Annotated in this window: 22 protein-coding genes and 1 tRNA gene; all 23 read right to left on the bottom strand. The window is 67.3% G+C overall.

Going from position 1 to position 25783, the window contains the following annotated elements; all coding sequences use genetic code 11:
* Window positions 1-87: 87 nt before the first annotated feature.
* Window positions 88-4047, bottom strand: a complete 3960-nt coding sequence (locus tag ACWF62_RS09905) for a DNA-directed RNA polymerase subunit beta' (protein WP_378508170.1) — start codon at window positions 4045-4047, stop codon at window positions 88-90.
* Window positions 4048-4172: 125 nt separating this feature from the next.
* Complete coding sequence (rpoB, locus tag ACWF62_RS09910) at window positions 4173-7673, bottom strand: DNA-directed RNA polymerase subunit beta (RefSeq protein WP_378508171.1); 3501 nt, start codon at window positions 7671-7673, stop codon at window positions 4173-4175.
* 487 nt (window positions 7674-8160) lie between these two features.
* A complete protein-coding gene (locus ACWF62_RS09915) occupies window positions 8161-9018 on the bottom strand; it encodes a hypothetical protein (RefSeq protein WP_452629959.1) in 858 nt (285 codons plus the stop codon).
* A 124-nt stretch (window positions 9019-9142) separates the two neighbouring features.
* Entirely contained in the window at window positions 9143-9757 is a 615-nt protein-coding gene (locus ACWF62_RS09920) for a hypothetical protein (protein ID WP_378508173.1), read from the bottom strand.
* A gap of 69 nt (window positions 9758-9826) precedes the next feature.
* Window positions 9827-11074: an MCE family protein gene (locus ACWF62_RS09925; protein ID WP_378508174.1), complete on the bottom strand. Its 1248-nt coding sequence runs from the start codon at window positions 11072-11074 to the stop codon at window positions 9827-9829.
* The gene (locus ACWF62_RS09930) at window positions 11071-12345 is read right to left on the bottom strand and encodes an MCE family protein (protein WP_378508175.1); all 1275 of its coding nucleotides are present in this window, start codon (window positions 12343-12345) and stop codon (window positions 11071-11073) included. Before ACWF62_RS09930 ends, ACWF62_RS09925 begins: the two co-directional genes overlap by 4 nt.
* A 107-nt stretch (window positions 12346-12452) precedes the next feature.
* Entirely contained in the window at window positions 12453-13730 is a 1278-nt protein-coding gene (locus ACWF62_RS09935; RefSeq protein WP_378508271.1) for an MCE family protein, read from the bottom strand.
* Window positions 13731-13738: 8 nt separating this feature from the next.
* Complete coding sequence (locus tag ACWF62_RS09940) at window positions 13739-14737, bottom strand: MCE family protein (protein WP_378508176.1); 999 nt, start codon at window positions 14735-14737, stop codon at window positions 13739-13741.
* Window positions 14734-15801, bottom strand: coding sequence for an MCE family protein (locus tag ACWF62_RS09945; protein ID WP_378508272.1), 1068 nt, complete (start codon window positions 15799-15801; stop codon window positions 14734-14736). Before ACWF62_RS09945 ends, ACWF62_RS09940 begins: the two co-directional genes overlap by 4 nt.
* Window positions 15802-15809: 8 nt before the next feature.
* Complete coding sequence (locus tag ACWF62_RS09950) at window positions 15810-17165, bottom strand: MCE family protein (RefSeq protein WP_378508177.1); 1356 nt, start codon at window positions 17163-17165, stop codon at window positions 15810-15812.
* On the bottom strand, window positions 17162-18022 hold the full coding sequence (locus tag ACWF62_RS09955) for an MlaE family ABC transporter permease (protein ID WP_452629960.1): 861 nt from the start codon (window positions 18020-18022) through the stop codon (window positions 17162-17164). The genes ACWF62_RS09950 and ACWF62_RS09955 overlap by 4 nt, the downstream gene beginning before the upstream one ends.
* 3 nt (window positions 18023-18025) lie before the next feature.
* Window positions 18026-18820 carry an MlaE family ABC transporter permease gene (locus tag ACWF62_RS09960; protein ID WP_378508179.1) on the bottom strand — a complete coding sequence of 265 codons (795 nt, stop codon included), beginning with the start codon at window positions 18818-18820 and terminating at the stop codon, window positions 18026-18028.
* Window positions 18821-18827: 7 nt separating this feature from the next.
* Window positions 18828-19898 (bottom strand): ABC transporter ATP-binding protein, encoded by a 1071-nt coding sequence (locus ACWF62_RS09965; protein ID WP_378508180.1) that lies wholly within the window; start codon window positions 19896-19898, stop codon window positions 18828-18830.
* 282 nt (window positions 19899-20180) lie between these two features.
* Complete coding sequence (gene rplL / locus ACWF62_RS09970; RefSeq protein ID WP_378508181.1) at window positions 20181-20567, bottom strand: 50S ribosomal protein L7/L12; 387 nt, start codon at window positions 20565-20567, stop codon at window positions 20181-20183.
* Window positions 20568-20675: 108 nt separating this feature from the next.
* Window positions 20676-21212, bottom strand: a complete 537-nt coding sequence (rplJ, locus tag ACWF62_RS09975) for a 50S ribosomal protein L10 (RefSeq protein ID WP_452629961.1) — start codon at window positions 21210-21212, stop codon at window positions 20676-20678.
* Window positions 21213-21614: 402 nt separating this feature from the next.
* Window positions 21615-22328, bottom strand: a complete 714-nt coding sequence (gene rplA / locus ACWF62_RS09980) for a 50S ribosomal protein L1 (RefSeq protein WP_378508183.1) — start codon at window positions 22326-22328, stop codon at window positions 21615-21617.
* Window positions 22329-22455: 127 nt separating this feature from the next.
* Entirely contained in the window at window positions 22456-22890 is a 435-nt protein-coding gene (gene rplK, locus ACWF62_RS09985; RefSeq protein ID WP_031937663.1) for a 50S ribosomal protein L11, read from the bottom strand.
* 96 nt (window positions 22891-22986) lie between these two features.
* Window positions 22987-23799 carry a transcription termination/antitermination protein NusG gene (gene nusG, locus ACWF62_RS09990; RefSeq protein ID WP_452629962.1) on the bottom strand — a complete coding sequence of 271 codons (813 nt, stop codon included), beginning with the start codon at window positions 23797-23799 and terminating at the stop codon, window positions 22987-22989.
* A gap of 41 nt (window positions 23800-23840) precedes the next feature.
* The gene (secE, locus tag ACWF62_RS09995; RefSeq protein WP_452629963.1) at window positions 23841-24245 is read right to left on the bottom strand and encodes a preprotein translocase subunit SecE; all 405 of its coding nucleotides are present in this window, start codon (window positions 24243-24245) and stop codon (window positions 23841-23843) included.
* A gap of 31 nt (window positions 24246-24276) precedes the next feature.
* A tRNA-Trp gene (locus ACWF62_RS10000) sits at window positions 24277-24349 on the bottom strand.
* 184 nt (window positions 24350-24533) lie between these two features.
* Window positions 24534-24962: a (3R)-hydroxyacyl-ACP dehydratase subunit HadB gene (gene hadB, locus ACWF62_RS10005; RefSeq protein WP_452629964.1), complete on the bottom strand. Its 429-nt coding sequence runs from the start codon at window positions 24960-24962 to the stop codon at window positions 24534-24536.
* A complete protein-coding gene (hadA, locus tag ACWF62_RS10010; RefSeq protein ID WP_378508187.1) occupies window positions 24962-25417 on the bottom strand; it encodes a (3R)-hydroxyacyl-ACP dehydratase subunit HadA in 456 nt (151 codons plus the stop codon). Before hadA ends, hadB begins: the two co-directional genes overlap by 1 nt.
* A 135-nt stretch (window positions 25418-25552) precedes the next feature.
* Complete coding sequence (gene rpmG / locus ACWF62_RS10015) at window positions 25553-25720, bottom strand: 50S ribosomal protein L33 (RefSeq protein WP_031937658.1); 168 nt, start codon at window positions 25718-25720, stop codon at window positions 25553-25555.
* Window positions 25721-25783: the final 63 nt, after the last annotated feature.

Raw genomic sequence — 25783 nt, forward strand, 5'->3', positions numbered from 1 at the left:
GGGGGGGTGTGTTCCCCCCCCCGCCCCCTCCGTTGTGCGTGCTTTTCCCCCGGGGGGGGGAAAACCCCCCCCACGGGCGCGGAGCGCCTAGCGGTAGTCGCCGCCGAAGCCGTAGTCGTCGAGCGGGACCGCAGCGCCGGTGGTCTGGCCGAAGCCTTCCGGGCTGTAGTACTGGTCGTCGTACGACGGCACGGCGTACGCCGCGGCGCGCGCCTCCTCGGTCGGCTGCACCTGGATGTTCCGGTACCGGTTGATGCCGGTACCCGCCGGGATCAGCTTGCCGATGATGACGTTCTCCTTGAGACCGATCAGCTTGTCCGAGCGGCAGTTGATCGCCGCATCGGTCAGCACGCGAGTGGTCTCCTGGAAGGACGCCGCCGACAGCCACGAGTCCGTCGCCAGCGACGCCTTCGTGATGCCCATCAGCACCGGGCGACCCGACGCGGGCTCGCCACCCTCGGCGACGACGCGGCGGTTGCTCGCCTCGAACTCGGCCCGCTCGACCAGCGAACCGGGCAGGAACTCCGTCGCACCCGAGTCGATGATCGTGACGCGGCGCAGCATCTGGCGCACGATCACCTCGATGTGCTTGTCGTGGATCGACACACCCTGGCTCCGGTACACCTCCTGAACCTCGTTGACCAGGTGGATCTGCACCTGGCGCGGGCCCATCACGCGCAGCACCTCGTGCGGGTCGGCAGCACCCTCCATCAGCTGCTGGCCGACCTCGACGTGGTCACCGTCCGCCAGCAGGCGCTCGGAACCGTCGTCGTGCTTGAAGACGCGCAGCCGCTGACGCTTGGACAGCTTGTCGTAGACAACCTCTTCGCCACCGTCGTCCGGGACGATGGTGATCTTGTAGAAGCGGTCGCCGTCCTCGAGCTGCACCCGACCGGTGACGTCGGCGATCGGGGCCTTGCCCTTCGGGACGCGGGCCTCGAACAGCTCCTGGACACGCGGCAGACCACCGGTGATGTCGGCCGCGCCTGCCGCACCACCCTGGTGGAAGGTACGCATCGTCAGCTGGGTACCGGGCTCGCCGATCGACTGGGCGGCGACGATGCCGACGGCCTCGCCGATGTCGACCAGCTTGCCGGTCGCCATCGAACGGCCGTAGCAGGTCGCGCAGACGCCGGTGCCGGTGGTGCAGGTGAGCACGGAGCGCACCTTCACCTCGGTGACGCCGGCGGCGAGCAGCGCGTCGATCGCCGGGTCGCCCAGGTCGTGACCGCGCTCGACGATCACGTTGCCGTTCTCGTCGACCGCGTCCGCGGCCAGGGTGCGGGCGTACGTCGAGGTCTCGACGTGCGCATCGCGGATGACCGAGCCGTCCGGCTGCTTCTCCGAGATCGTGGTGACGATGCCGCGCTCGGTGCCACAGTCGACCTCGCGGACGATGACGTCCTGCGAGACGTCCACCAGACGACGGGTCAGGTAGCCCGAGTCGGCGGTGCGCAGCGCGGTGTCGGCCAGACCCTTACGGGCACCGTGCGTGTTGATGAAGTACTCGAGCACGGTCAGGCCCTCCTTGAAGGAGGACTTGATCGGACGCGGGATGAACTCACCCTTCGGGTTCGTCACCAGACCCTTCATGCCCGCCAGCGAGCGGACCTGCGTCATGTTGCCCGCCGCGCCGGACTTCACGATCATCGGGATCGGGTTGTTGTCCGGGAAGTGGGCCTCCATCGCCTTGCCGACCTCGTCGGTGGCCTCGGACCAGATCTTGACGAGGGCACTGTTGCGCTCGGCGTGGTTGAGCGCGCCGCGCTGGTACTTCTTCTCGATCTGATCGGCCTGCGCCTCGAAGGACTCCATGATCTGAGCCTTCTCCGGCGGCACCAGCACGTCCGAGATGGACACGGTGACACCCGAGCGGGTCGCCCAGTAGAAGCCGGTGTCCTTCATTTTGTCGACGGTCTGCGCGACGACAATCATCGGGTACCGCTCGGCGAGATCGTTGATGATCGTCGCCTGACGCTTCTTCGGCATCTGCTCGTTGACGAACGGGTAGTCCGCGGGCAGCAGCTCGTTGAACAGGACGCGGCCGAGGGTGGTCTCCGCGACCCAGCCCTGACCGTAGTCCCAGCCGTCCGGGAACAGCTCGTCCTCGATGTCGGCGGACGGACGCTGCGTCGTCAGCCGCACCTTGATCCGCGACTGCACCGACAGCGCGCCACGGTCGACGGCCATCTGGGCCTCGGCGGGCGACGAGTAGACACCCTGCTCCGGCGCGTCGGCGGTGGCCGCGGCCAGCTCGCCGATCGCACCGTCGTCCATCCGGGTCAGGTGGAACAGGCCGGTGACCATGTCCAGACGCGGCATGGCGAGCGGCCGACCCGACGCGGGCGAGAGGATGTTGTTCGAGGACAGCATCAGGATGCGGGCCTCGGCCTGCGCCTCGGCGGACAGCGGCAGATGGACGGCCATCTGGTCACCGTCGAAGTCGGCGTTGAACGCCTCACACACCAGCGGGTGCAGCTGGATGGCCTTGCCCTCGACGAGCTGCGGCTCGAACGCCTGGATACCAAGGCGGTGCAGCGTGGGTGCACGGTTCAGCAGCACCGGGTGCTCGGCGATGACCTCTTCGAGGACATCCCACACCTGGGCGCGCTGCCGCTCCACCATGCGCTTCGCCGACTTGATGTTCTGCGCGTGGTTCAGGTCGACCAGACGCTTCATCACGAACGGCTTGAACAGCTCGAGCGCCATCAGCTTCGGCAGGCCGCACTGGTGCAGCTTGAGCTGCGGGCCGACGACGATGACCGAACGGCCCGAGTAGTCGACGCGCTTACCGAGCAGGTTCTGCCGGAAACGACCCTGCTTGCCCTTGAGCAGATCGGACAGCGACTTGAGCGGACGGTTGCCCGGGCCCGTGACTGGCCTGCCGCGACGACCGTTGTCGAACAGGGCGTCCACCGACTCCTGCAGCATCCGCTTCTCGTTGTTCACGATGATCTCGGGGGCGCCGAGATCGATCAGACGCTTGAGGCGGTTGTTGCGGTTGATCACGCGGCGGTACAGGTCGTTCAGGTCGGAGGTCGCGAAGCGGCCACCGTCGAGCTGCACCATCGGGCGCAGCTCCGGCGGGATCACCGGAACGGCGTCGAGGACCATGCCCATCGGCGAGTTGCCGGACTGCTGGAACGCCGCGACGACCTTGAGCCGCTTGAGCGCACGGAGCTTCTTCTGGCCCTTGCCGCTGCGGATGGTCTCGCGGAGGTTCTCGGCCTCGGCATCGATGTCGAAGTTCTTCATCAGGATCTGGATGGACTCCGCGCCCATCGCGCCGGTGAAGTACTCGCCGTAGCGGTCGACGAGCTCGCGGTAGATGCTCTCGTCGATGATCAGCTGCTTGACGGCCAGCTTCGTGAAGGTGGTCCAGATCTCCTCGAGCCGGTCCAGCTCGCGCTGGGCACGGTCGCGGAGCTGACGCATCTCCCGCTCGCCGCCGTCCTTGACCTTGCGGCGGACGTCGGACTTGGCGCCCTCGGCCTCGAGCTCGGCGATGTCCGCCTCGAGCTTCTGCGCGCGGGCCTCCAGGTCGGCATCGCGTTGGTCGGCGATGGTCTTCTTCTCGACCTCCATCTCCGCCTCGAGCGTGGACAGCTCGTTGTGACGCAGCTCGTCGTCGACGCCGACGATCACGTACGCGGCGAAGTAGATGATCTTCTCGAGATCCTTCGGCGCCAGGTCCAGCAGGTAGCCGAGCCGGCTCGGCACGCCCTTGAAGTACCAGATGTGGGTGACCGGGGCGGCGAGCTCGATGTGGCCCATCCGCTCACGACGCACCTTCGCCCGGGTCACCTCGACGCCGCAGCGCTCACAGATGATGCCCTTGAAGCGGACCCGCTTGTACTTGCCGCAGTAGCACTCCCAGTCCCGGGTGGGGCCGAAGATCTTCTCGCAGAAGAGGCCGTCCTTCTCGGGCTTGAGCGTGCGGTAGTTGATGGTCTCCGGCTTCTTGACCTCGCCGTAGGACCACTGCCGGATGTCCTCCGCGGTGGCGAGACCGATGCGGAGCTCATCGAAGAAGTTGACGTCGAGCACGTAACTTCCTTTCCCCTGTTCGGGTTGAAATTGCTGCTAGTTCGCTATTGCTGCCGGGCCCCGGTGCGGGCGCAGCACGCTGACTGTGTGTGTCCTGCGTCGCTGCGCTCGCACCGGGTCGGCTCCTAGTTGGCGAGGTCGTCGACCGTCGCAGCCTCGTTCCGGGACAGGTTGATGCCCAGGTTCGCTGCCGCCCGCTCGAGGTCCTCGTCGTCGCCGTCCCGCATCTCGATCGCGGCGCCGTCGCTGGAGAGCACCTCCACGTTCAGGCAGAGCGACTGGAGCTCCTTGAGGAGGACCTTGAACGACTCGGGGATGCCCGGCTCGGGGATGTTCTCGCCCTTGACGATGGCCTCGTACACCTTCACGCGGCCGACCACGTCGTCCGACTTGATGGTCAGCAGCTCCTGCAGCGTGTACGCCGCACCGTAGGCCTGCATCGCCCAGCACTCCATCTCACCGAAGCGCTGGCCACCGAACTGGGCCTTACCGCCGAGCGGCTGCTGGGTGATCATCGAGTACGGACCGGTCGACCGCGCGTGGATCTTGTCGTCGACCAGGTGGTGCAGCTTGATGATGTACATGTAACCGACCGACACCGGGTACGGGAACGGCTCGCCGGAGCGGCCGTCGAACAGGGTGGCCTTGCCGTCGGGCCCGACCATCTGCTCGCCGTCACGGTTCGGCAGCGTCGCGCCGAGCAGGCCGGTGAGCTCGTCTTCCTTGGCACCGTCGAACACCGGGGTGGCGATGTTCGAGTCGGCGGGAGCCGAGAGCATCTCCTCGGGCAGGCTCTGCGCCCAGTCCGGGCGGGTGCCGTCGCCGGCGACCTGCACGTTCCAGCCGGTCTTGCCGATCCAGCCGAGGTGGGTTTCGAGGACCTGACCGATGTTCATACGACGCGGGACGCCGTGGGTGTTCAGGATGATGTCGACCGGGGTGCCGTCGGGCAGGAACGGCATGTCCTCCTGCGGGAGGATCTTGCCGATGACGCCCTTGTTGCCGTGCCGGCCGGCGAGCTTGTCGCCGTCCTGGATCTTGCGCTTCTGCGCCACGTACACCCGGACCAGCTCGTTGACACCGGGGGGCAGGTCGTCGTCGTCCTCGCGCGAGAACACGCGGACGCCGATCACCTTGCCGGTCTCACCGTGCGGCACCTTCAGGGAGGTGTCGCGCACCTCGCGGGCCTTCTCACCGAAGATCGCGCGCAGCAGGCGCTCCTCCGGCGTCAGCTCGGTCTCGCCCTTCGGGGTGACCTTGCCGACCAGGATGTCGCCGTCCCGGACCTCGGCGCCGATCCGCACGATGCCGCGCTCGTCGAGGTCCGCGAGGACCTCGTCGGAGACGTTCGGGATGTCCCGGGTGATCTCCTCGGCACCGAGCTTGGTGTCGCGGGCATCGATCTCGTGCTCCTCGATGTGGATCGAGGTGAGCACGTCCTCCTCAACGAGGCGCTGCGACAGGATGATCGCGTCCTCGTAGTTGTGGCCCTCCCACGGCATGATCGCCACGAGCAGGTTCTTGCCGAGCGCCATCTCACCGTTCTCGGTGCAGGGACCGTCGGCGAGGACCTGGCCGGACTCGACCCGCTGCCCCTCGTCCACGATCGGACGCTGGTTGGAGCAGGTGCCCTGGTTGGAGCGGGCGAACTTGTTGAGGCGGTAGGTCTTGCGGCTGCCGTCGTCGGCCATCACCGTGACGTAGTCCGCGGACACCTCCTCGATGACACCGCTCTTCTCGGTGACGATGACGTCACCGGCGTCGACCGCGGCGCGCAGCTCCATGCCGGTGCCGACCAGCGGCGACTCGGAACGGACCAGCGGCACGGCCTGACGCTGCATGTTCGCACCCATCAGGGCGCGGTTGGCGTCGTCGTGCTCGAGGAACGGGATCATCGCGGTGGCGACGGAGACCATCTGCCGCGGCGAGACGTCCATGTAGTCGACGTCGGTCGACGCGACGAACTCGACCTCGCCGCCCTTCTTGCGGACGAGCACGCGGTCCTCGACGAACCGGCCGGACGTGTCGACGGGCGAGTTGGCCTGCGCGACGACGTGGCGGTCCTCCTCGTCGGCGGTCAGGTAGTCGACCTGGTCGGTGATGACACCGTCCTCGACCTTGCGGTACGGGGTCTCGATGAAGCCGAACGGGTTCACCCGCGCGTACACCGACAGCGAGCCGATCAGGCCGATGTTCGGACCCTCGGGGGTCTCGATCGGGCACATGCGGCCGTAGTGCGAGTGGTGGACGTCGCGGACCTCGAGGCCAGCGCGCTCACGGGACAGACCGCCGGGGCCGAGCGCCGAAAGGCGACGCTTGTGGGTCAGACCCGAGAGCGGGTTGTTCTGGTCCATGAACTGCGACAGCTGGGAGGTTCCGAAGAACTCCTTGATCGCGGCGACAACGGGCCGGATGTTGATCAGGGTCTGCGGCGTGATCGCCTCGACGTCCTGGGTCGTCATCCGCTCACGGACGACGCGCTCCATGCGGGACAGGCCGACCCGGATCTGGTTCTGGATCAGCTCGCCGACCGTGCGCAGGCGACGGTTGCCGAAGTGGTCGATGTCGTCGACCTCGACGGGCACCTCCACACCCCCCGGCACGGTCATCGACTGGTCACCGGCGTGCAGGCGCACCAGGTACTCGATCGTCGCGACGATGTCTTCCTCGGTGAGGGTCGACGCGGTGATCGGCTGGCCGGTGTTCACGCCCAGCTTCTTGTTGATCTTGTAGCGACCCACGCGCGCCAGGTCGTAGCGCTTCTCCTTGAAGAACAGGTTCTCCAGCAGGGTCTGCGCGGACTCCTTGGTCGGCGGCTCACCCGGACGCAGCTTGCGGTAGATGTCGAGGAGCGCCTCGTCGGTGCCCGCGGTGTTGTCCTTCTCCAGCGTGGACATCATGATCTCGGAGAAACCGAACCGCTCGGTGATCTGCTCAGTGGTCCAGCCGAGGGCCTTGAGCAGAACGGTGACCGGCTGACGACGCTTGCGGTCGATGCGGACGCCGACGGTGTCGCGCTTGTCCACGTCGAACTCGAGCCAGGCACCGCGACCCGGGATCACCTTGACGCTGTGCAGCGTCTTCTCGGTGGCCTTGTCGATCGACTCGTCGAAGTACACGCCGGGCGAGCGGACGAGCTGCGAGACGACGACACGCTCGGTGCCGTTGATGATGAAGGTGCCCTTGTCGGTCATCATCGGGAAGTCACCCATGAAGACCGTCTGGCTCTTGATCTCGCCGGTGTTGTTGTTGATGAACTCGGCAGTGACGAACAGCGGTGCCGCGTACGTCATGTCCTTGTCCTTGCACTCCTCGACGGAGGCCTTGACCTCGTCGAAGCGCGGATCGGAGAAGGACAGGGACATCGAGCCCGAGAAGTCCTCAATCGGGGACAGTTCGGCGAGGATGTCCTCCAGGCCGCCGGTGGCACCCTCGTCGCCGCGGGCCTTGGCCCGCTCGCGGGATGCCGGCGAGCCGATCAACCACTCGAAGGAATCGGTCTGAAGATCAAGTAGACCCGGAACTTCGAGGGGTTCGCGAATCTTCGCGAACGACACCCTCTTCGGGGCTCCGGGGATTCCGGCCTTGGTCTGGCTAGAGACTGCCAAGATGCGTCCTTCCAGCACCTCACGCGGGCCGCTCGCTGGAGTGCGACCGCCGCTGTATCTGCTTCTTCTGTGGGGCGAATTCGCTGGTCACGACCCGAACGAAACTCGTCAACACAACGCAGGAAGCGGAAACTTCGATGCGGCACGGTCGAGAGGTAGGACAGGAGGCAGCCAGCGCAACGTCCAAAGGTACCGGAATTCGGCAGATAACACAACCTGGGCAGCGTCGAGCGCCCGACTCTGTCAAATCGGCACCCGGTCGCAACCGGGCCCCAAGCGTGCGGGGAGGTGCGGTCGTGCGAGGCGTGGTCGAAATGCGTGTCCCGCGGCGATCGCGTTCGATACCGGCGGCCGGACACCTGCCTGCTCGATACCTGTGCGTGCTCGCGCCCGATGCCTCCATTTGCGCCGGCGCGTGATCACCCGGACTCGCGATTCCTCGCAGTCTCGACCAATAGAGTGACGCCTCCCGGGCCTTCCGTCAAGAGCGACTCCGACTTTCGGCTCAGCGGTCGCGAATGTCGGACAGCAGCCAGGTGCCGTCGACCCTCGCCATCGTCACCGACAGCGGCCCCTCCGCGCTGCCCTGCTCAACGCCGTCGTTGCTCGCGCTGACGTTCATGCTCGCCACCAACTCCGCGCGATCGTCGTCGAGCAGCTTCACCCCGATGTCGGTGACCTGCGCATTCGTTGCCGTCTTCGTCTGGGTCACCGCGTCTCGGGTGACCTGAGCGGTCTCGTCGAACTGGGTGCGCATGTCGTCGGTGAGGACGGCTCGCGCGTTGTCGAAGTCCTGATCGACGGTGTCGAACTTGTAGGTGTACAGGGTCTGGATGGCGTCCCGTGCCGCCGCGGACACCCGGGTGGTTTCCGCCGTGTCCACCCACGCCCGGTTCGCCAGGGTGGCCCCGGGCCGGAACGCGGCGACGGCGGCGAACGCCGCGAGGGCCACCGCGACGATCCCGATCACCGCGACCGATCGCCACCCCGCCCGTTCCGCCGCCGAGACCGGTGCGGTGACCGCGACCCCGGTCGCGTCGTCGCGGCTACGCGGGCGCAGGGCACTGGTCCGGTTGACCGGTCGACCGGGGGGCGGCTCGGTCGCGTCGCCGTCCGCGGTCTCGCGGGCAGGCGCGGTCGATGCGGCGTCGGCCTCCGCGTCCGCGGGTGCGCCGGACACGGCCCCGGTGGGTCCGAGTTCGACGGGCGCGGGCTCGACGGGCGCGGGCTCAACGGCGTCGTGCTCGACGGGCGCGGGCGGCTCCCCTACCGCACGGTCGACGGCCTTCCGGTCGTCGACCGGTACATCCGAGGTCGGATCCTTGGCGCGTCCGGGCGCCTGCCTGCCTGCGATCTTGGGCACGCGACCCTTCGGCTGTGGGGCGCTGGGGGTGCGGCGGGTGGGAGGCACTGGTCGATTCTCCTTGGAACGCTGGCGGACTCGGGGCGACCCGACACCGGTGGCGGGCGGGCGCGATGGTGCGGACCTACTGTCCGCCGGTGCTCTGGTCGGGCGCCGGGGCGGGCACCTCCGGCGCAGGCACGTCCGGCACCGGGGCTGGCGGCGCCGCGCCTGCGTCCATCGCGAGCGGAGCTCCGACGTTCTCGACACGGGACGCCTTCCACTCCCCGTCCGTCTCGGTCAGCCCGATGCGCATCGTCACCTTGACCTTCCTCGGCGGCTGGTCCGGCCACGTGGTGGTCGTGGACAGGATCACCAGCGACGTCGCGGTGCCCTCGTCCCGCGCGAAGTCGGTGAGGGCGGCGTCAATGATCTGCGCCTCGCTCTTCGCACCGGTCTGCCGGACCTGCTCGGTCATCTGGTCCCGCGTCTCGTTCAGCGAGTTGACCATCTCGTCGCCGGTGATCGACGACTCCATGTTCGCGAACGTTTGGTCCAGGTTCGCCGAATCCACGGTGTTGAGGTTGATCGCCGCCTGGCGGGCGCCGGTCAGCGCGTCGTCACGCGCGGCCGCCACCTGCTTGTCGACGACCAGGGCGCGGACCCAGCCGTAGCCGAACCAGGCGGCGGCCGCCAACGCCGCGACGGCGAGGACGCTCACCACGACGAGGGCGGGCTTGAGCAGTGTCGTGCTACGCATCACATCTTCACCCTACTTGAAAGTAACTTCCGCTCGTCGCCGCCGACGTCCGCGCCTGCCACGCCCCGCCTACCGCGGCGTGATTCCCATCAGCGTCGCGAGCTGCGTCGCGATCGGATTGAGGTTCAGTGCGTCCGGAGCCACCTTCGGCTTGTTGTCCCACGGCTGCGGGGTGTCCGGATCCGCGTACACGACCCGGTTCGCCGACCGCACCCCCGTCACACTCCCCAACGGGGTGGTGCAGTTCGCCTGCATGTTGAGCGGGAACTCGTCCCGGGTCGGATCGAAGTCCGGGTTCTCCCGCTTCATCCGGTCGAGAATCTCGTACGTCCCCTCGTAGCCCTGGGTGCAGGGCGGCGGATTGTTCGTCTCCAGCAGCAGACCCTGGTGCAGGGTTCCGTCGCCGGGGGCCGCCGTGCTCGCCCCCGCCGCCAGCGCGGGCAGGAACGTCAACAGAATGTTCAACGCGATCGACCGCGGGCCGAGCGACTCCGACACCAGCGCCAGGTTGTGCAGGTCGCTCGAGAGGGCCGGGCCCGCGGTGTCGATCAGCGATCCCACCTCGGTGCTCGCGTCCGTGCCGGTGCCAATCAGCCTGCGCAGATCCGGATCGCTGTCCCGCAGCTGCGCGGAGATCCGATTCAGGTCCGCGCTGAACTGGCGGATCGAGGACGCCTGCGCCGACTGGGTGTCGAGCACCGTCCGACTGTCGCGGATCAGCGTCAACGTCTGCGGCAGATTCTCGATGCCCGCCTCGGTCAGCGAGTTCAACGAGTCCACCAGGACCTGCATGTCGTCGCCCCGACCGTCGAAGGCCCGACCCAGCTCGGTGACTGTCGTGTTCAGCGAATCCAGCGGAACCGACCGCACCAACGAGTTCACACTCGACAGCACCTGCTCGACGGGGACCGGGATCGACGTGTCCTGCCGGGTGATCGTCGACCCGTCCTGCAGGTACGGCCCGCCCTCGCTGCTCGGCTGCAGATCCACATACTGTTCGCCGATCGCCGACCGGTTCGCCACCACGGCCCGCGCCGTCGCGGGCACCTGCGGGGCGCCGTTGTCGAGCTTCAGGTCCACCTCGACGCCGTCCGCGGTGAGGTGCAGGTCCCCGACCCGCCCAACGGGGACACCCCGATAGGTCACCTCGGCGTTGGTGAAGATGCCCCCCGAATCCGCGAAATCGGCCTTCACCGTGTACTGCCCGAAGCCGAGCAGATTGTCCAGCCGGACGTACTTGGCGCCGACGTACAGCAGACCAACCGCGGCGACCAGGATGAACGCGACCAACTGGACGCGCACCAGCTTCGACCTCATCGGCCACCCACCCCCAGCTTCTCGAGAATTCCGCTGAGCGGGTTCGGCGGGGCCGCCGCATCACCGGACACCGGTTCGGTGCCGGGCGCGGGCGGCTGCCCCGGCGCAGGCTGCGGCGCAGGCACGATCGGCGGCAGCGGCAGTAGCGACACCGTCGGCCACCCCGGACGCGGCCCGTTGCCGTTGTAGTACGGATTGGACGGGTCGACGTTCGGCACGTGCCCGTTGATGCCCGGCGGCGGCGGCACGTACACCGGGTCCGGCATCCCGACCCCGAGCGCCTCCAACTGCTGGCCGAGCCGCATGTCGAGGGTCAGGAAGAGGTTCATCGAGTTGCCGTGGATGACCTTCTCCGCGCCATCCGGGAACGGGAACGTCGGAATCAACGGCAACACCGTGACCAGGTCGTCGCCGGAATCCGCGAGGGCCTGCAGGGTCGGGCGCAGCGCCCGCAGATCCGCGATCAGATTGTCCCGCGAGCGAACCAGCACGTCGCTGCCGACCTGCCCGAGCCGATCCAGCTGCCCGAGCATCTGCACGAACTGCGGCCGCTGCTCGTTCAGCACCTGCACCGCGGGCGGGATCTCCGCGAGGATCCTGTCGATCTGGTCGGTCTGCTGCACGACCCGGCCGCTGAGCGTGTCCAGGCCGTCCAGGGCCCGGGTGATGTCGTCCCGCTGACGGTTGAGGCCCTCGATCAGCGTGTTCGCCTGATCCAGCAGGGACCGCACCCGATCCTCACGGCCACCGAGCGCCGCCGACAGTTCGTGGATGATCGGCTGCAGCTGCGCCACCCCGCCGCCGTTGAGCAGCAGCGACAACGCGCCGAGCACCTGCTCGATGTCGGTGGCGTGGCGCGTCCGATCCACCGGGATCGTCGCGCCATCGGACAGCGGTGCCGAGGACGGATCCAGCTCCGGCGCGGTCAGCTCGATGAACTTCTCGCCGAGCAGGCTGGTCTGCTGCACGCTCGCCACCGCGTTCGCGGGAAGGCTCACCGCCGAGTCCATCACCACGCCGACCTCGGCGGTCCAGCCGTCGTCCGGGACGTCGATCGTCTCGACCCGCCCGACCGGGACGCCGTCCACCTTCACCGTCGACTGCGGGACCAGGTCGAGGACGTCGTCGAACTGCACGGTCACGTGCATCGGGTTGTCACCGATGTCCGCGCCACCGGGCAACGGGATGCTGTAGATGCCATCCGATCCACACCCCGACACCACCAGCGCAACCGCGCAGGTGCCCGCACCGATCGCGACCGCGCGCCTCAACGAACGCTCCTGTCCCACCCGCGTCACCGCGCCTCCCCGCCCCACTGCCCACGCGGTGGCCGTTCCCACCCGTTTCACTGCCCACGCGGTGGCCGTTCCCACCCGTTTCACTGCCCACCCCGGGGAATGTTCTGGTCACTCAGACCCGGTGCCTGCGAGTTGCCCAGCCGCGGCGAGATCTGTCCCGGCACCGTCCCCGGCTGGGACGGGCGCTGCAGATTGTCACCGCTGAGAATCCCGAACGGAAGGTTCAGCGTCGGGGTCTTCACACCCGCGGTGACCTGGCCCATGATCGCAGCGCAATTGTCGATCACCGGTCGCATCTGCCTGCTCAGCGCATCGAACTTCGGATCCCCCGGCATCAATTTGCCGAGGTCCATCAGCTTGCAGAGCGTCCCGAACGGGTCCTGGGTCTCCGGCAGATTGACCCGGGAGGCCAGGGTGCCCGATTCCGCGTCGTACGAGTTGACGACGTTGCTGATCGCCAGCGGCAGCGTGGTCAGCGCGTCCACCAGATCCTGCCGATTGTCGGCAAGGGTCTGCGTCACCTGCACCAGCCCCTCGGCGTTGCTGGTGACCAGGTCCTCGTTGTCCCGGATGAACACCGCCACATCACCGAGCGTCACCGACAACTGGTTCAGCGCCGCCCCCAGGTTCTCGCGCTCCCCGTCGAGGAAGCCGGTCAGGTCGGCCAGCTGACCGTTGAACTGCCGGACCTGCTCGTCGTTCGCGGCCAGCGCGCTGACGAACGTCTGCAGGTTCCGGACCGTGTCGAACAGGTCCCCCCGCGAGTAGTTCAGCGTCGCCGCCGCCTTCGACAGCTCGGTGATCGTGGTGCCGAGCGCGGCACCGTTGCCGTCGAGGTTCTCGGCCGCCGTGTCCACCAGCGTCGACAGGGCGCCGTCCTTGTTCGCCCCGTTCGGCCCCAGCGCATCGGACAGCTCCTCGATGCTCGAGTAGAGCTGATCCACCTCGACCGGGGTCGCCGTCCGCTCCCGCGGGATGGTCGCACCGGAGGCCATCACGTCCCCACCCGAGTAGGCGGGCGCGAGCTGGATGTACCGGTCCGCGACCACCGACGGCGTCACCTGCGCGGCCTTCGCGTCCGCCGGGATGTCGACACCCCGATCGACCCGCATCACGACCCGCACCTGGTCGCCGAGCGGGGTGACCTCGTCCACCGACCCGACCTTGACCCCGAGGACCCGCACGTCGGAACCGGTGTAGATGCCGACGGACTTGTCGAAGTAGGCGGTGATCTTCGTCGTCCCGGCCCTGGTGAACAGCCACCAGCCGCCGACGCCGAGCACCAGCGCGACCACCAGCACGCCGACGGTGGTCAGGACCTGCGCGCGGCTGAACTTCGGCATCCGGCCGGACGTCATCCCCGTCATCAGTTACCCCCCAGGGTGCGCACCGGATCCCGGTATCCGGGGATCAGCGGGAGCTGCGGCGGCGTCAGGTTCACCACGACCTGGTCGAACCAGCGACCGTTGCCGACGATGTTCGCGTACAGCCGGGTGAACGGTGCGTACAGCTTGATCGCCCGGTCCAGGTTGTCGTTGTTGTCCTGCAGGATCTGCACGACGCCCCGCAACTGCTCAAGCGCGGGACCGATCTGCGCCTCGTTGTCCCGCACCAGCCCGGTCAGCTGCTGCGACAGTCGCTGCGTCCCCGTCAGCAGTTGCGCGATGGACTGCTGGCGCGCGTTGAGCTCCCCGAGCAGCAGACCGCCGCTGGCGATCAGCTCGGTGAACTCGGCGTTCCGGTCCGCCAACACCGTCGACGTCTTCGCCGTCGCCGCGAACAGCTTCGTCAGCTCGGCGTCGCGGCTCTCGATCGTCCTCGACAGCCGGGCAACCCCGTCGAGCGAGGCCCGGATGTCGGCGGGTGTGCCCTCGAACGCCTCCGACAACGTCCGCATGCTCTCCGCCAGCTGCGGGGTGTCGACCTCGCCGAGGGTCGTCGCGGCGCTGGAGAAGGCGTCGATCACGTCATAGGGCGACGTGGTGCGTTCCAGCGGGATCGGATCGGCCGGCTTCAACGTCGACGACCCGCGCGGGTCGAGCGCCAGATACTTCTGCCCCAGGATCGTCTTGATCTGGATCGACGCGGTGGTCTGGTCGCCGACCCAGGCGTCCTTCACCTTGAAGGCGACGTCGACCTTGTCCCCGGCGAGGGTGACCTCGGTGACCTTGCCGACCTTCACGCCCGCGATCCGCACCTCGTTGTCCGGCTTGAGGCCCGCGGCCTCACTGAACTCCGCGCGATACGTCGCACCGGCGCCGATGATCGGCAGGTCGTCGAGGAAGAACGCCGACATCGTCGCGAGGAGGACGAGCGCGATGCCGAGGGCGCCGGTGGTCGCGGGGCTGCGCCGCTTCGTGCTCACTGGCCCGCCCCGTTCGCCGAGCACCGCGGTGCCGAGTTGGTGTAAATCGGCTGGTTGACGGTGGGCAGGCCGGTGGGCAGGTTCAGGTACTTCGATTCACCGGGGCCCGCGACCACGTCGATGCCGCACAGGTAGAACTGGAACCACGACCCGTAGCTGGCGATCCGGCTCAGCTTCTCCAGCTTCACCGGCAGGTTCGCGAGGATCTTGTTCACCGCCGCATCCTGCTCGTTCAGCGTGCCAGCGAGGGTGTTCAGCGCCGACACCGATCCCTGGATCGACGGCCGGGTCGGCTCGAGCACGTCGGCCGCGGTGTCGGTGAGGGTGGCCAGCGAGGTCACCGCCTCCCCGACGACACCGCGGTCGTTGGCGAGCCCGGTCACCAGCTGCTGGGTGTTCACGATCAGTGAGCTGAGCTCGTCGTCGTGCCTGTTCACCGTCTCCAGCACGCCGTTGAGGTTGTTGATGACGTCCCCGATCACCCGATCCTTGTCGGCGATCGTGTTGGTCAGCGATGCGGTGTTGCGGACCAGTTCCGAGATGGTGCCGCCCTCCCCCTGGAACACCTGGATGATCTGGTACGACAGCTTGTTCACGTCGTCGGCACTGAGCGTCTGGAACAGCGGTCGGAAGCCGTTGAACAGGGTCGTCAGGTTGACCGCAGGCTTGGTGTGGTCGAGGGCGATCGTCTGACCCTCGGTCAGCTTCATGCCCTGCGGGCCCTCGCCCTGCTCGAGCGCGATGTAGCGCTGCCCCACCAGGTTCCGGTATCGGATCACGGCCCGGGACCCGGCGGGCAGCCAGTCCCGGTCGGACAGCGAGAACTCGACCTTCGCCTCACGGTCGTTCACGATCGAGATGTCGTCGACCTGCCCGACCCGGACACCCGCGATCCGCACCTCGTCCCCCTTGTTCAGCGAGGTGACATCGGAGAACACCGCATTGAACCTGGTGCCGCCGCCGCCTCCGCTATTCGCGATCGTGAGCGCCAGCGTCGTGGTCGCGACGATGGTGACGACGGCGAAGATGACGAGCTTGGTCAGCGGGCCCCCGAGCCCCCGCAACTGGGCCTTCATCGGACGCTCACCTCCGTCCCCCTCAGTGCAGGCGCCCCCAGCAACGTGGTCCAGCCCGGCACGTTCTCGGGCAGTGCGCCCGTCCCCTCCCCGTAGATGACGGCGAGGGTGTCCTGCTCGAACGTCGACCCGGTGTAGCGGGCGGGGGTGGTCTGCGCCGCAGGAACCGGCGCGAACTGCGGGCGTTCCGGCGACGGCACGTACGCCGGTCCGGGGTTCCGCGATGGCACCTGGTAGGCGCCGTCGTTGTACGAGCCGCCCGGGTACTGCGGGAACTTGTCGCCCGGCGCGGCCGGGGTGTAGCACTTGGCCCCGCGGTTGTCGAAGAGTCGCGGCTCATCCTGGTTCGGCAGGTAGCGACCCTTCGGGTTGACGAAGACCGTCGCGGCGCGGGCGCCGGGATGATCCTGCAGGCTGCCATCGGGGTTGAGGCCGAGGATCGCGCTTGCGCTGTGCACGATCGGCACGAACTGCGCGAACGTGCACCCGAATGTGGGTGACGCGGCCGCGAGCACCTCGAGGCTGGCGCGCGAGTCCTCGGCGATCGAGATCAGCGTGTCCCGGTTCGCGGTGAGGAAGTCGGCGGTGCTGCCCGCCGCCCCGGTCGCCGCCGACATCAGCGTCCGGATCTGGTTCTGCTGCTGCACCACGGTCGCGCCGGTCGTGCGCAGGTTGTCGAGGGCAACCACCAGGTCCGGCGCCGCGTCCGCGTAGGTCTGAGAGAAGTCGGCGAGGCCCTTGAGACCCTGCTCCAGGTTCGGCAGCTCGGTGTTGACACCGGCGAAGATGGTCTCCAGCCGTTCCAGGCTGAGCCCGATCTCGTTGCCGCGACCGGACAGTGCCTGGTTCAGCGCGCCGAGCGTGTTCGCGAGGTCCTGCGGCGGTACCGCCTGCAGCAGCGGGAGCAACCCGTCGAGCAGTTCGCCGACCTCAATGGCGTTGCCGCTCTTGTCCTGGTGCAGGGTGTCCCCCTCGGTGATCGGGGCCGCGGTGTCGCCGGCAGGCACGATCAGCGAGACGTACCGCTCGCCGAACAGCGTCTTCGGCAGCAGCCGGGCGGTCGTGTTCGACGGGATCAGCGCGGCCTTGTCCGGGTCGATCGCAAGGACGGACGTCACCTCCCCCTCCTCCGTCGACGAGGACCGCACCTCACCGACGATCAGTCCCCGAACCTTCACATCCGCGTGCGAGGGCAGCGAGTTGCCGACCGTGTCGGTCACCAGGTTGACGGTGACGACCTTCGTGAATGTCTTGTTGTACATCCCGATCGTGAACGTCAGGAACAGCGCCAACATCAGGAAGAAGACCAGCCCGAGCAGTCGCCTACGCACCACCGACCCGCCGGCGCTCATCCCGCCACCCGCACCGTCGTGGTGGTGCCCCAGATCGCGAGGCTGAGGAAGAAGTCCAGCACCGCGATCGTGACGATCGCGGTCCGCACGGCGCGCCCCACCGCGACGCCGACGCCCGCCGGACCGCCGGACGCGGTATAGCCGTAGTAGCAGTGGATCATGATCAGCACGAACGCGAAGACCAGCACCTTGCCGAACGACCATAGGACGTCCGCCGGTGGTAGGAACAGGTTGAAGTAGTGGTCGTAGGATCCGCTCGACTGCCCGTTGAACAGGGTGCTGATCAGGCGGGACGCGAAGTACGACGCGAGCAGGCCGACGATGTACAGCGGGATCACCGCGACGAACCCGGCGACCATCCGGGTGGTCACCAGGAACGGCACCGACGGCACCGCCATCACCTCGAGCGCGTCGATCTCCTCGGAGATCCGCATCGCACCCAGCTGCGCGGTGAAGCCGCACCCGACGGTCGCGGAGAGCGCGAGCGCGGCCACGATCGGCGCGATCTCGCGGGTGTTGACGTACGCGGACAGGAAGCCGGTGAGCACGGAGCTGCCGAGCTGATCGAGCGCCGCATACCCCTGCAGTCCGACGACGACGCCGGTGAAGCCGGACATCATCACGATGACGCCGATGGTGCCGCCGATCACGGCGAGCGCCCCGCTGCCGAAGGTGACCTCGGCGAGCAGGCGCAGGACCTCCCTGCCGTAATGCGTGATCGTGCGCGGAATCCACCCGATCGCGCGGGCGTAGAACGACATCTGGTCGCCCGCCCGGTCGAGCATGTTCAGCGGGGCGCGACCGACCCGGCGCGCGGTCAGCAGGGCACGGTCACCGCGACCTCGTGCGATGGTCATCGGTCAGGCCCCCTTCGCCGGGACGATCTGCAGGTACACCATGGTCAGGATCAGGTTGGCGAAGAAGAGCAGCAGGAACGTGATGACGACCGTCTGGTTCACCGCCTCGCCGACCCCCTTCGGACCCGGGTTCGGGTGCAGCCCCTTGTACGCCGCGATCACGCCAGCGATGACACCGAAGATCGCGGCCTTCGCCTCGGCGATGTAGAGGTCCGGTAGCTGCGCCAGCGCCGAGAACGACGCCAGGTAGGCGCCCGGCGTGCCACCTTGCAGGATCACGTTGAAGAAGTAGCCGCCCGCGATGCCGACGACCGAGACGAGTCCGTTGAGCAGCACCGCAACGAGGACCATCGCGAGGACCCGAGGCACGACGAGACGCTGGATCGGATTGATCCCGAGCACCTCCATCGCGTCGATCTCCTCGCGGATGGTGCGGGAACCCAGGTCCGCGGTGACCGCCGATCCGGCGGCGCCCGCGATCAGCAGTGCCGTCACGATCGGGCTGCCCTGCTGGATCACGGCCAGCACGCTCGCGGCACCGGTGAACGACTCGGCGCCGAGCTGCTTGATCAGTGACCCCGTCTGCAACGACACCACCGCACCGAACGGAATCGCGACGAGCGCGGTCGGCAGGATGGTGACGCTCGCGATGAACCACGCCTGTTCGATGAACTCACGGAACTGGAACGGTCGGCGGAACAGGTTGCGTACGACGTCGACGAACAGTTGGACGATCAGCCCGGCCTGGGTCAACGCTGCTGAGATCGGGCCAAGCAGCGTGCTCTTCGAACCCCCCACCCGCGGTCTACCCGTGACTCCAGGACGACCCCGCGTTGTCCCCCGTTGCTCCGCCCGGCGCGGATTCGCTGTACACCGGGATCACCTGGGTGGCGGCATCGTCGTCGCCCAGGCTCTCGCGGATGCTGCGCTGCGCCTCCGGCGGCAGGGTGTGCAGGATCGACCGCACCCTGGCCTGCCGACGGCCAACGGCCTGCCGGGTCGGCATGCCGGGGGTCGCCTGCATCTGCGGGACCACCCCGGACACCTCCTGGGAGCCGTCATGGTGCCCGGCCTCCTTCAGCGCCAGCTCGGCCGCCATCTGCGAGTCGTCCTTCTCCTCGGACATGCCGATCGGGCCGATCTTGCTGCCGTTGAGGAACTGCTTGACGACGGGCTCCTCGCTGGTGAGCAGCACCTCGCGGGGACCGAACATGACCAGCTGCTTACGGAACAGCATGCCGAGATTGTCGGGCACGGTCCTGGCCAGGTTGATGTTGTGCGTCACGATCAGGATCGTCGCGTCGATCTGCGCGTTGATGTCGATCAGCAGCTGGCTCAGGTACGTGGTGCGTACCGGGTCGAGGCCGGAGTCCGGCTCGTCGACGAGAATGATCTGCGGATCGAGCACCAGGGCGCGGGCCAGCCCGGCGCGCTTGCGCATACCGCCGGAGATTTCGCCGGGCAGCTTGTTCTCGGCGCCGAGCAGGCCGTTCAGCTCGAGCTTCTCCATCACGATCTTGCGGATGTCGGACTCGGACTTCTTGGTGTGCTCACGCAGCGGGAAGGCGACATTGTCGTAGAGGTTCATCGAGCCGAACAGCGCGCCGTCCTGGAACAGCACCCCGAACATCTGCCGAACTTCGTAGAGTTCCTTCGACGAGCACTGGAGAATGTCGGTGCCGTCGATCACGATCGATCCCTGCTCGGGTCGCAGCAGGCCGATCAGCGACTTGAGGAACACCGACTTGCCGGTGCCGGACGGCCCGAGCAGGGCACTGACCTCACCAGCGGGCAGTGTCAGGCTGACGTCCTGCCAGATCTTCTGCGAGCCGAAGGACTTGGTGAGTCCCTCGACCTTTACCTCTACTCCCACCACTTACCTCCACGCTGTTCGACACGTCACCCCCACTGTGGGTTGGGTCACTCTATCGTATCGATGTGGTACCCGTGACCACGGATCCTACTCACGAGTAAGTACGGAGCGCAATAGCCTGGTTCCCCGCCCTCGGCACCCCGCTCCACCTGCGACGACGTCCTGGACGGCAGCTGGACCGCCGTCCAGGAACCCCACCCGTCCCCGGAACCGAAAGAGGGCCGCTCCCCAACGGGGAGCGGCCCTCTTTCTAACGTGACGCCGAAGCGTTACGCGACAACCGTCTTACTTGACGGTGATGGTCGCGCCTGCAGCCTCGAGCTTCTCCTTGGCGGCGTCGGCCGCGTCCTTGGCAACCTTCTCCAGGATGGCCTTCGGCGCGCCCTCGACGAGGTCCTTGGCCTCCTTCAGGCCCAGGCCGGAGACGACCTCGCGGACGACCTTGATGACCTGGATCTTCTTGTCGCCAGCACCCTCGAGGATGACGTCGAACTCGTCCTGCTCCTCAGCAGCGTCGGCGGCGGCGGCCGGGGCACCGGCAGCGGCGACGGCGACCGGAGCAGCAGCGGTGACCTCAAAGGTCTCCTCGAAGGCCTTCACGAACTCGGAGAGCTCGAGGAGGGTGAGCTCCTTGAACTGGTCCAGCAACTCTTCGGTGGTGAGCTTCGCCATGATGGCGTCCTTCCTGTAAGTCCCATGTCGCTGATCCGCGACGAGCTGGGATGAGTGGTTACGTGATACGCAAGACCGGGTCCGTGTGGACCCGACATCTCGTGCGGATCAGCTTTCGGCTGCGGAGCCTTCCGCGGCCTTCTTCTCCTGCAGCGCGGCGGCCAGTCGGGCCACCTGCGACGCGGGGGCATTGAACAGGCCAGCGGCCTTTGCCAAGTTGCCCTTCATCGCGCCGGCCATCTTGGCCAGCAAGATCTCGCGGGACTCGAGGTCCGCGATCTTGTTGACCTCGTCCACGGACAGCGCAGCGCCGTCCATGTAGCCGCCCTTGATGACGAGTGCCTTGTTGTCCTTCGCGAAGGCCTTCAGTGCCTTCGCGGCGTCGACCGGCTCGCCCTTGATGAATGCAATGGCGGTCGGTCCGACGAACAGGTCGTCAAGGCCCTCAACGCCCGCCTCAGCGGCGGCGCGCTTGACCAGGGTGTTCTTGGCGACGGAGTAGGTAGCGCCTTCTCCGAGCGCGCGACGCAGCTGCGTCAGACTTCCCACCGACAGGCCACGGAACTCCGTGACAACGGCGGCAGTCGAACCCTTGAACTGCTCAGTGATCTCCGCAACCGCGGTGACCTTCTCGGGCTTTGCCATACTTCGCCTCCTCTCGTGACATCGTGTTGGCGTGTGGCGCCGGACGCAGTCGCCCGGGCCGGAAGGGCCGACACACGAAAAACGCCCCGGGCGCAGGGCCACGGGGCGTACACGAGGAAACGGTCCAGCTCACGCCGAACACCTTCCCCAGCCTCGTCCTCCTGCGCGGGCCGCCGGACATGTCCGGACCTTCAATCGGTGCACCGGAACCGGCACAGCGATGACCAACGGTCTTGGGTGGATCTTGTTGGGATGAACTCGAACTAGTCGAACTCTCCGGTAGAGGCTACCGGAGACCAGGCCCGACACCAAATCGACCGGTGCGGGGACGAGAGACGGTGAGGGCCGGTCGGGAGCACTGCCCCCGACCGGCCCTCACCGATCACGCTGTGAACGAACGGGCTACGCCTCGTCCTCAAGGAGGTTGCGGGTGCGGTTCGGATCCACCGGGATGCCCGGTCCGGTGGTGGTCGAAACCGTGACCTTCTTGACGTAGCGCCCCTTGGCCGACGACGGCTTCGCACGCAGGATCTCGTCCAGCGCTGCGCCGTAGTTCTCCACGAGCTTGGCGTCGTCGAACGACGCCTTGCCGATCACGAAGTGCAGGTTGGCCTGCTTGTCGACGCGGAAGTTGATCTTGCCGCCCTTGATGTCCGCGACGGCCTTCGCCACATCGGTGGTGACGGTGCCCGTCTTCGGGTTCGGCATCAGGCCGCGCGGCCCGAGGACGCGGGCGATCCGGCCGACCTTGGCCATCTGGTCCGGGGTGGCGATCGCGGCGTCGAAGTCCAGCCAGCCGCCCTGAATGCGCTCGATCAGGTCCTCGGCGCCAACGGCGTCCGCGCCAGCGGCCTCGGCCTCGGCGGCCTTCTCGCCAGCGGCGAACACGATCACACGGGCGGTCTTACCGGTGCCGTGCGGGAGGTTGACGGTGCCACGGACCATCTGATCCGCCTTGCGGGGGTCGACGCCGAGGCGGACGGCGACCTCGACGGTCGCGTCCATCTTCGAGGAGGAGGTCTCCTTCGCCAGCTTCGCAGCCTGCAGCGGGCTGTAGAGCGTGCTCAGATCGACCTTCTCGGCGGCGGCGAGGTACGCCTTGCTGCGCTTTGCCATGTGTTCTGTCCTTACGTCTCACCCGGCGTCGTCGCACCGGGCGAATGATTCGGTTGTGGTTGCGGGCCTGGCCGGCCCTCCCACGCGTTCTTCGGGTTCCGCGACCTCACGGCGCGGAGGGAGCCTGTCAGCCCTCGACGGTGATGCCCATGGAGCGGGCGGTGCCTGCGATGATCTTCGCGGCGGCGTCGATGTCGTTGGCGTTGAGGTCTTCCTGCTTGGTCTTCGCGATCTCGCGCACCTGATCCATGGTCACGGTCGCGACCTTGGTCTTGTGCGGCTCGCCGGAGCCCTTCTGCACGCCTGCCGCCTTGAGCAGCAGCTTGGCGGCGGGCGGGGTCTTCAGCTTGAAGTCGAAGGTCCGGTCCTCGTAGACCGAGATCTCCACGGGGATCACGTTGCCGCGCTGCGACTCGGTGGCCGCGTTGTAGGCCTTGCAGAACTCCATGATGTTCACGCCGTGCTGACCGAGCGCGGGACCCACCGGCGGGGCAGGGTTCGCCTGACCGGCCTGGATCTGAAGCTTGATCAGCCCTGCGAGCTTCTTCTTCTTGGGGGGCATCTTCGTTCCTAATTCTTGCGGGTGTGTTTCTTGCTGCAGTGCAAGTGTGGGGTCACGCGGGCCGGCGAACGGTGCGCGACGTGATCTTCAAGGCTGCTAGATCTTCGAGACCTGGTTGAACGACAGCTCGACCGGAGTCTCGCGGCCGAAGATCGAGACCAGGACCTTGAGCTTCTGCTGTTCGGCGTTGACCTCGCTGATGCTGGCGGGCAACGTCGCGAACGGACCGTCCATGACGGTGACCGACTCGCCGACCTCGAAGTCGACCTCGATCAGCGGCTTGGCGACGGTCTCCGTTGCTGCCTCGCCTGCCGTGGCCGCGGCCGCGGCGGCGGGCTTCTTGGCGCCCTGCTGCGGCATCAGGAACTTGACGACCTCGTTGATCGACAGCGGTGACGGGCGGGAGGTCGCGCCGACGAAGCCGGTGACGCCGGGCGTGTTGCGCACCGCACCCCAGGACTCGTCGTTGAGCTCCATCCGGACCAGAATGTAGCCGGGCAGCACCTTCCGGTTGACCTGCTTGCGCTGGCCGTTCTTGATCTCGGTGACCTCTTCGGTCGGGACCTCGACCTGGAAGATGTAGTCGCCGACGTCGAGGTTCTGCACGCGCGTCTCGAGGTTGGCCTTCACCTTGTTCTCGTACCCGGCGTACGAGTGGATGACGTACCAGTCACCGGGGGCGCGGCGCAGCGCTGCCTTCATCTCGGCGACCGGATCGACCGCCTCCTCCGCCTCGGCGGGGGCGTCCGGTGCCGCGGCGTCGGAGTCGGCGGCGGGCTCGTCGGTGGCGGCCTCGATGTCGCCGGAGTCGTCGACGATCACACCGTCAGCGGACTCCGCAGCGAGCGCGTCATCGGCAACAGGCTCTCCGGCCAGGGCCTCATTTGCGTCGTTATCGGGGGTGCTCACTGGCGCGCTCGCTTCCTCTCATTGCATTTCGGTGTCCGGGCTCAGCCGAACAACCAGGTGACGCCCTTGATGAACGCCACGTCCAATCCACTGATGTACGCCACCATGAAGGTCACGAAGGCGACCACGACGGTGGTGTAGGTGACCATCTGCTTGCGATTCGGCCAGATGACCTTGCGGAGTTCGGCGATCACCTCGCGCAGGAACCGACGCAGGCGCTTGAAGAAGTTCTCCTTGCGCGGCTTGTCCGCCTTCGCCTTGGCAGGCTTGGCCGGAGTGCCGGCGGTGGCGGCGACCGTGGTCGCCGCGGATGCGTCCGCCGCCGCGTGGGAACGGCGACCCGGACGCTTGCCAGTCGGTCGAGAGGACGGTGCGGCGCCGTTGGCGGCATCGTCGGCGCCCGAGGACCCTGCCGAGTCCTCGGCCTTTCCGCGATCCTCGCTCACCGTAGTTCCTCTCAGTCGCTGACATCCGGAGCAGGGGCGACAGGACTTGAACCTGCAACCTGCGGTTTTGGAGACCGCTGCTCTGCCAGTTGAGCTACGCCCCTTTGGTGGACCGAACCGCTCTCACGAGCCGGTCAACCAGCTCTGTGACCACACAACACGCGCGCCACCCCGCTCGACGTCGTTGACATCGAAGGGCAGCGCGCAGCGCTGAACAATCCCAGAAATCTCAGTGTACTGCACGGTGGTCTGACAAACCCAATCGACCGAACCCTACCGGTATCGTGTTCAGCCGAGCCGGACGGTCGCGGTGGCCCGCCCGAAAATCTTCTTGCCGTCCACCTTGGCCACGATGGCGATCACCGCGGTGCGGGCCTCATCGTCGATCGAGCGTACCTTACCGGTCAGCTCGATCTCGGCACCCCCGCCGCCGTTGGGCACGTAGACGGGGCTCGTGAAACGGACGTTGTACTCGAGCACCGCGCCCGGGTCTCCGAGCCAGGACGTGATGTACCCGGCCCCGATACCCATCGTCAGCATGCCGTGTGCGACCGCCATTGGCAAACCCACTGATCGGGCGACCTCGTCGTCCCAGTGGATCGGGTTCGGATCGCCGGCGACCCCCGCATACTGGACGAGGTCGGCCCGGGTCAACGGAACGGTCTTGGCGGGCAGTTCCTCCCCGACCGCGACCCCCTGGAAGCTCCGCAGCGCCATCACTCACCCTCCTCGACGTGCCGGCCCATCAACGTGGTGTAGGTGGTGAGCACCAGCTCGCCGTCCTGATCGGTGATCTCATTCCGGGTGACGATGATGTCGCTGCCACCCATCACGCGCAGCGAGTCGACGTAGACGTCGCAGTACAGCCGATCGCCGACCTTCATCGGCCGGTTGAACACCAGCCGCTGATCGGTGTGCAGGATGTTGCTCAGGTCCAGTTCGAGCCCGAGCGTGTCGAAGAACTCCTCCTGCGCCATGAACCCGAAGACGGAGATGAACGTCAGCGGCGCCACCAGTCCGTCGTAGCCGAGCTCACGCGCGGCGTCCTCGCTGCGGAACGCCGGGTCGTCGTTCTTGACCGCGCGTGCGTACTCGCGCACCTTCTCGCGGCCGACCTCGTAGTAGTCGCTGAACCTGTGATGCAGGCCAACGAGATCAGCATTCAGTTTCACCGAAGCAGGACCCTTATCTGCACTGGACGCGGCTGAAACACAGCGACGGGCCGGCCACGGGATTCCTCCCGTCCCGGCCCCAGCGTCATAACGAAAAAATCGCGTGCCCCGCATTGGCGGGGCACGCGATTGATGCTACTTGGATTCCCGATGCGCCTGGTGTGTTCCGCAGTTCGGGCAGAACTTCTTCAGCTCGAGCCGGTCGGGATCGTTGCGCCGGTTCTTCTTGGTGATGTAGTTCCGGTGCTTGCATACCTCGCAGGCCAAGGTGATCTTGGGACGAACGTCGGTGGAGGAGGCCACGAGTATGCCTTCTTTCGGAGAAACTGTGGGTCACTCTGATCAGGGTCAATCAGAGCCTTGTCA

The sequence above is a fragment of the Rhodococcus sp. NPDC054953 genome, assembly GCF_053609225.1.

Bases quoted from the DNA above. Each gene is read 5' to 3' on its own strand.
- ACWF62_RS09920 (WP_378508173.1), bottom strand. From the start codon at position 9,757: ATGCGTAGCACGACACTGCTCAAGCCCGCCCTCGTCGTGGTGAGCGTC.
- ACWF62_RS09925 (WP_378508174.1), bottom strand. From the start codon at position 11,074: ATGAGGTCGAAGCTGGTGCGCGTCCAGTTGGTCGCGTTCATCCTGGTC.
- ACWF62_RS09935 (WP_378508271.1), bottom strand. From the start codon at position 13,730: ATGACGTCCGGCCGGATGCCGAAGTTCAGCCGCGCGCAGGTCCTGACC.
- ACWF62_RS09950 (WP_378508177.1), bottom strand. From the start codon at position 17,165: ATGAGCGCCGGCGGGTCGGTGGTGCGTAGGCGACTGCTCGGGCTGGTC.
- ACWF62_RS09955 (WP_452629960.1), bottom strand. From the start codon at position 18,022: ATGACCATCGCACGAGGTCGCGGTGACCGTGCCCTGCTGACCGCGCGC.
- rplL (WP_378508181.1), bottom strand. From the start codon at position 20,567: ATGGCGAAGCTCACCACCGAAGAGTTGCTGGACCAGTTCAAGGAGCTC.
- rplJ (WP_452629961.1), bottom strand. From the start codon at position 21,212: ATGGCAAAGCCCGAGAAGGTCACCGCGGTTGCGGAGATCACTGAGCAG.
- rplA (WP_378508183.1), bottom strand. From the start codon at position 22,328: ATGGCAAAGCGCAGCAAGGCGTACCTCGCCGCCGCCGAGAAGGTCGAT.
- rplK (WP_031937663.1), bottom strand. From the start codon at position 22,890: ATGCCCCCCAAGAAGAAGAAGCTCGCAGGGCTGATCAAGCTTCAGATC.
- hadB (WP_452629964.1), bottom strand. From the start codon at position 24,962: ATGGCGCTGCGGAGCTTCCAGGGGGTCGCGGTCGGGGAGGAACTGCCC.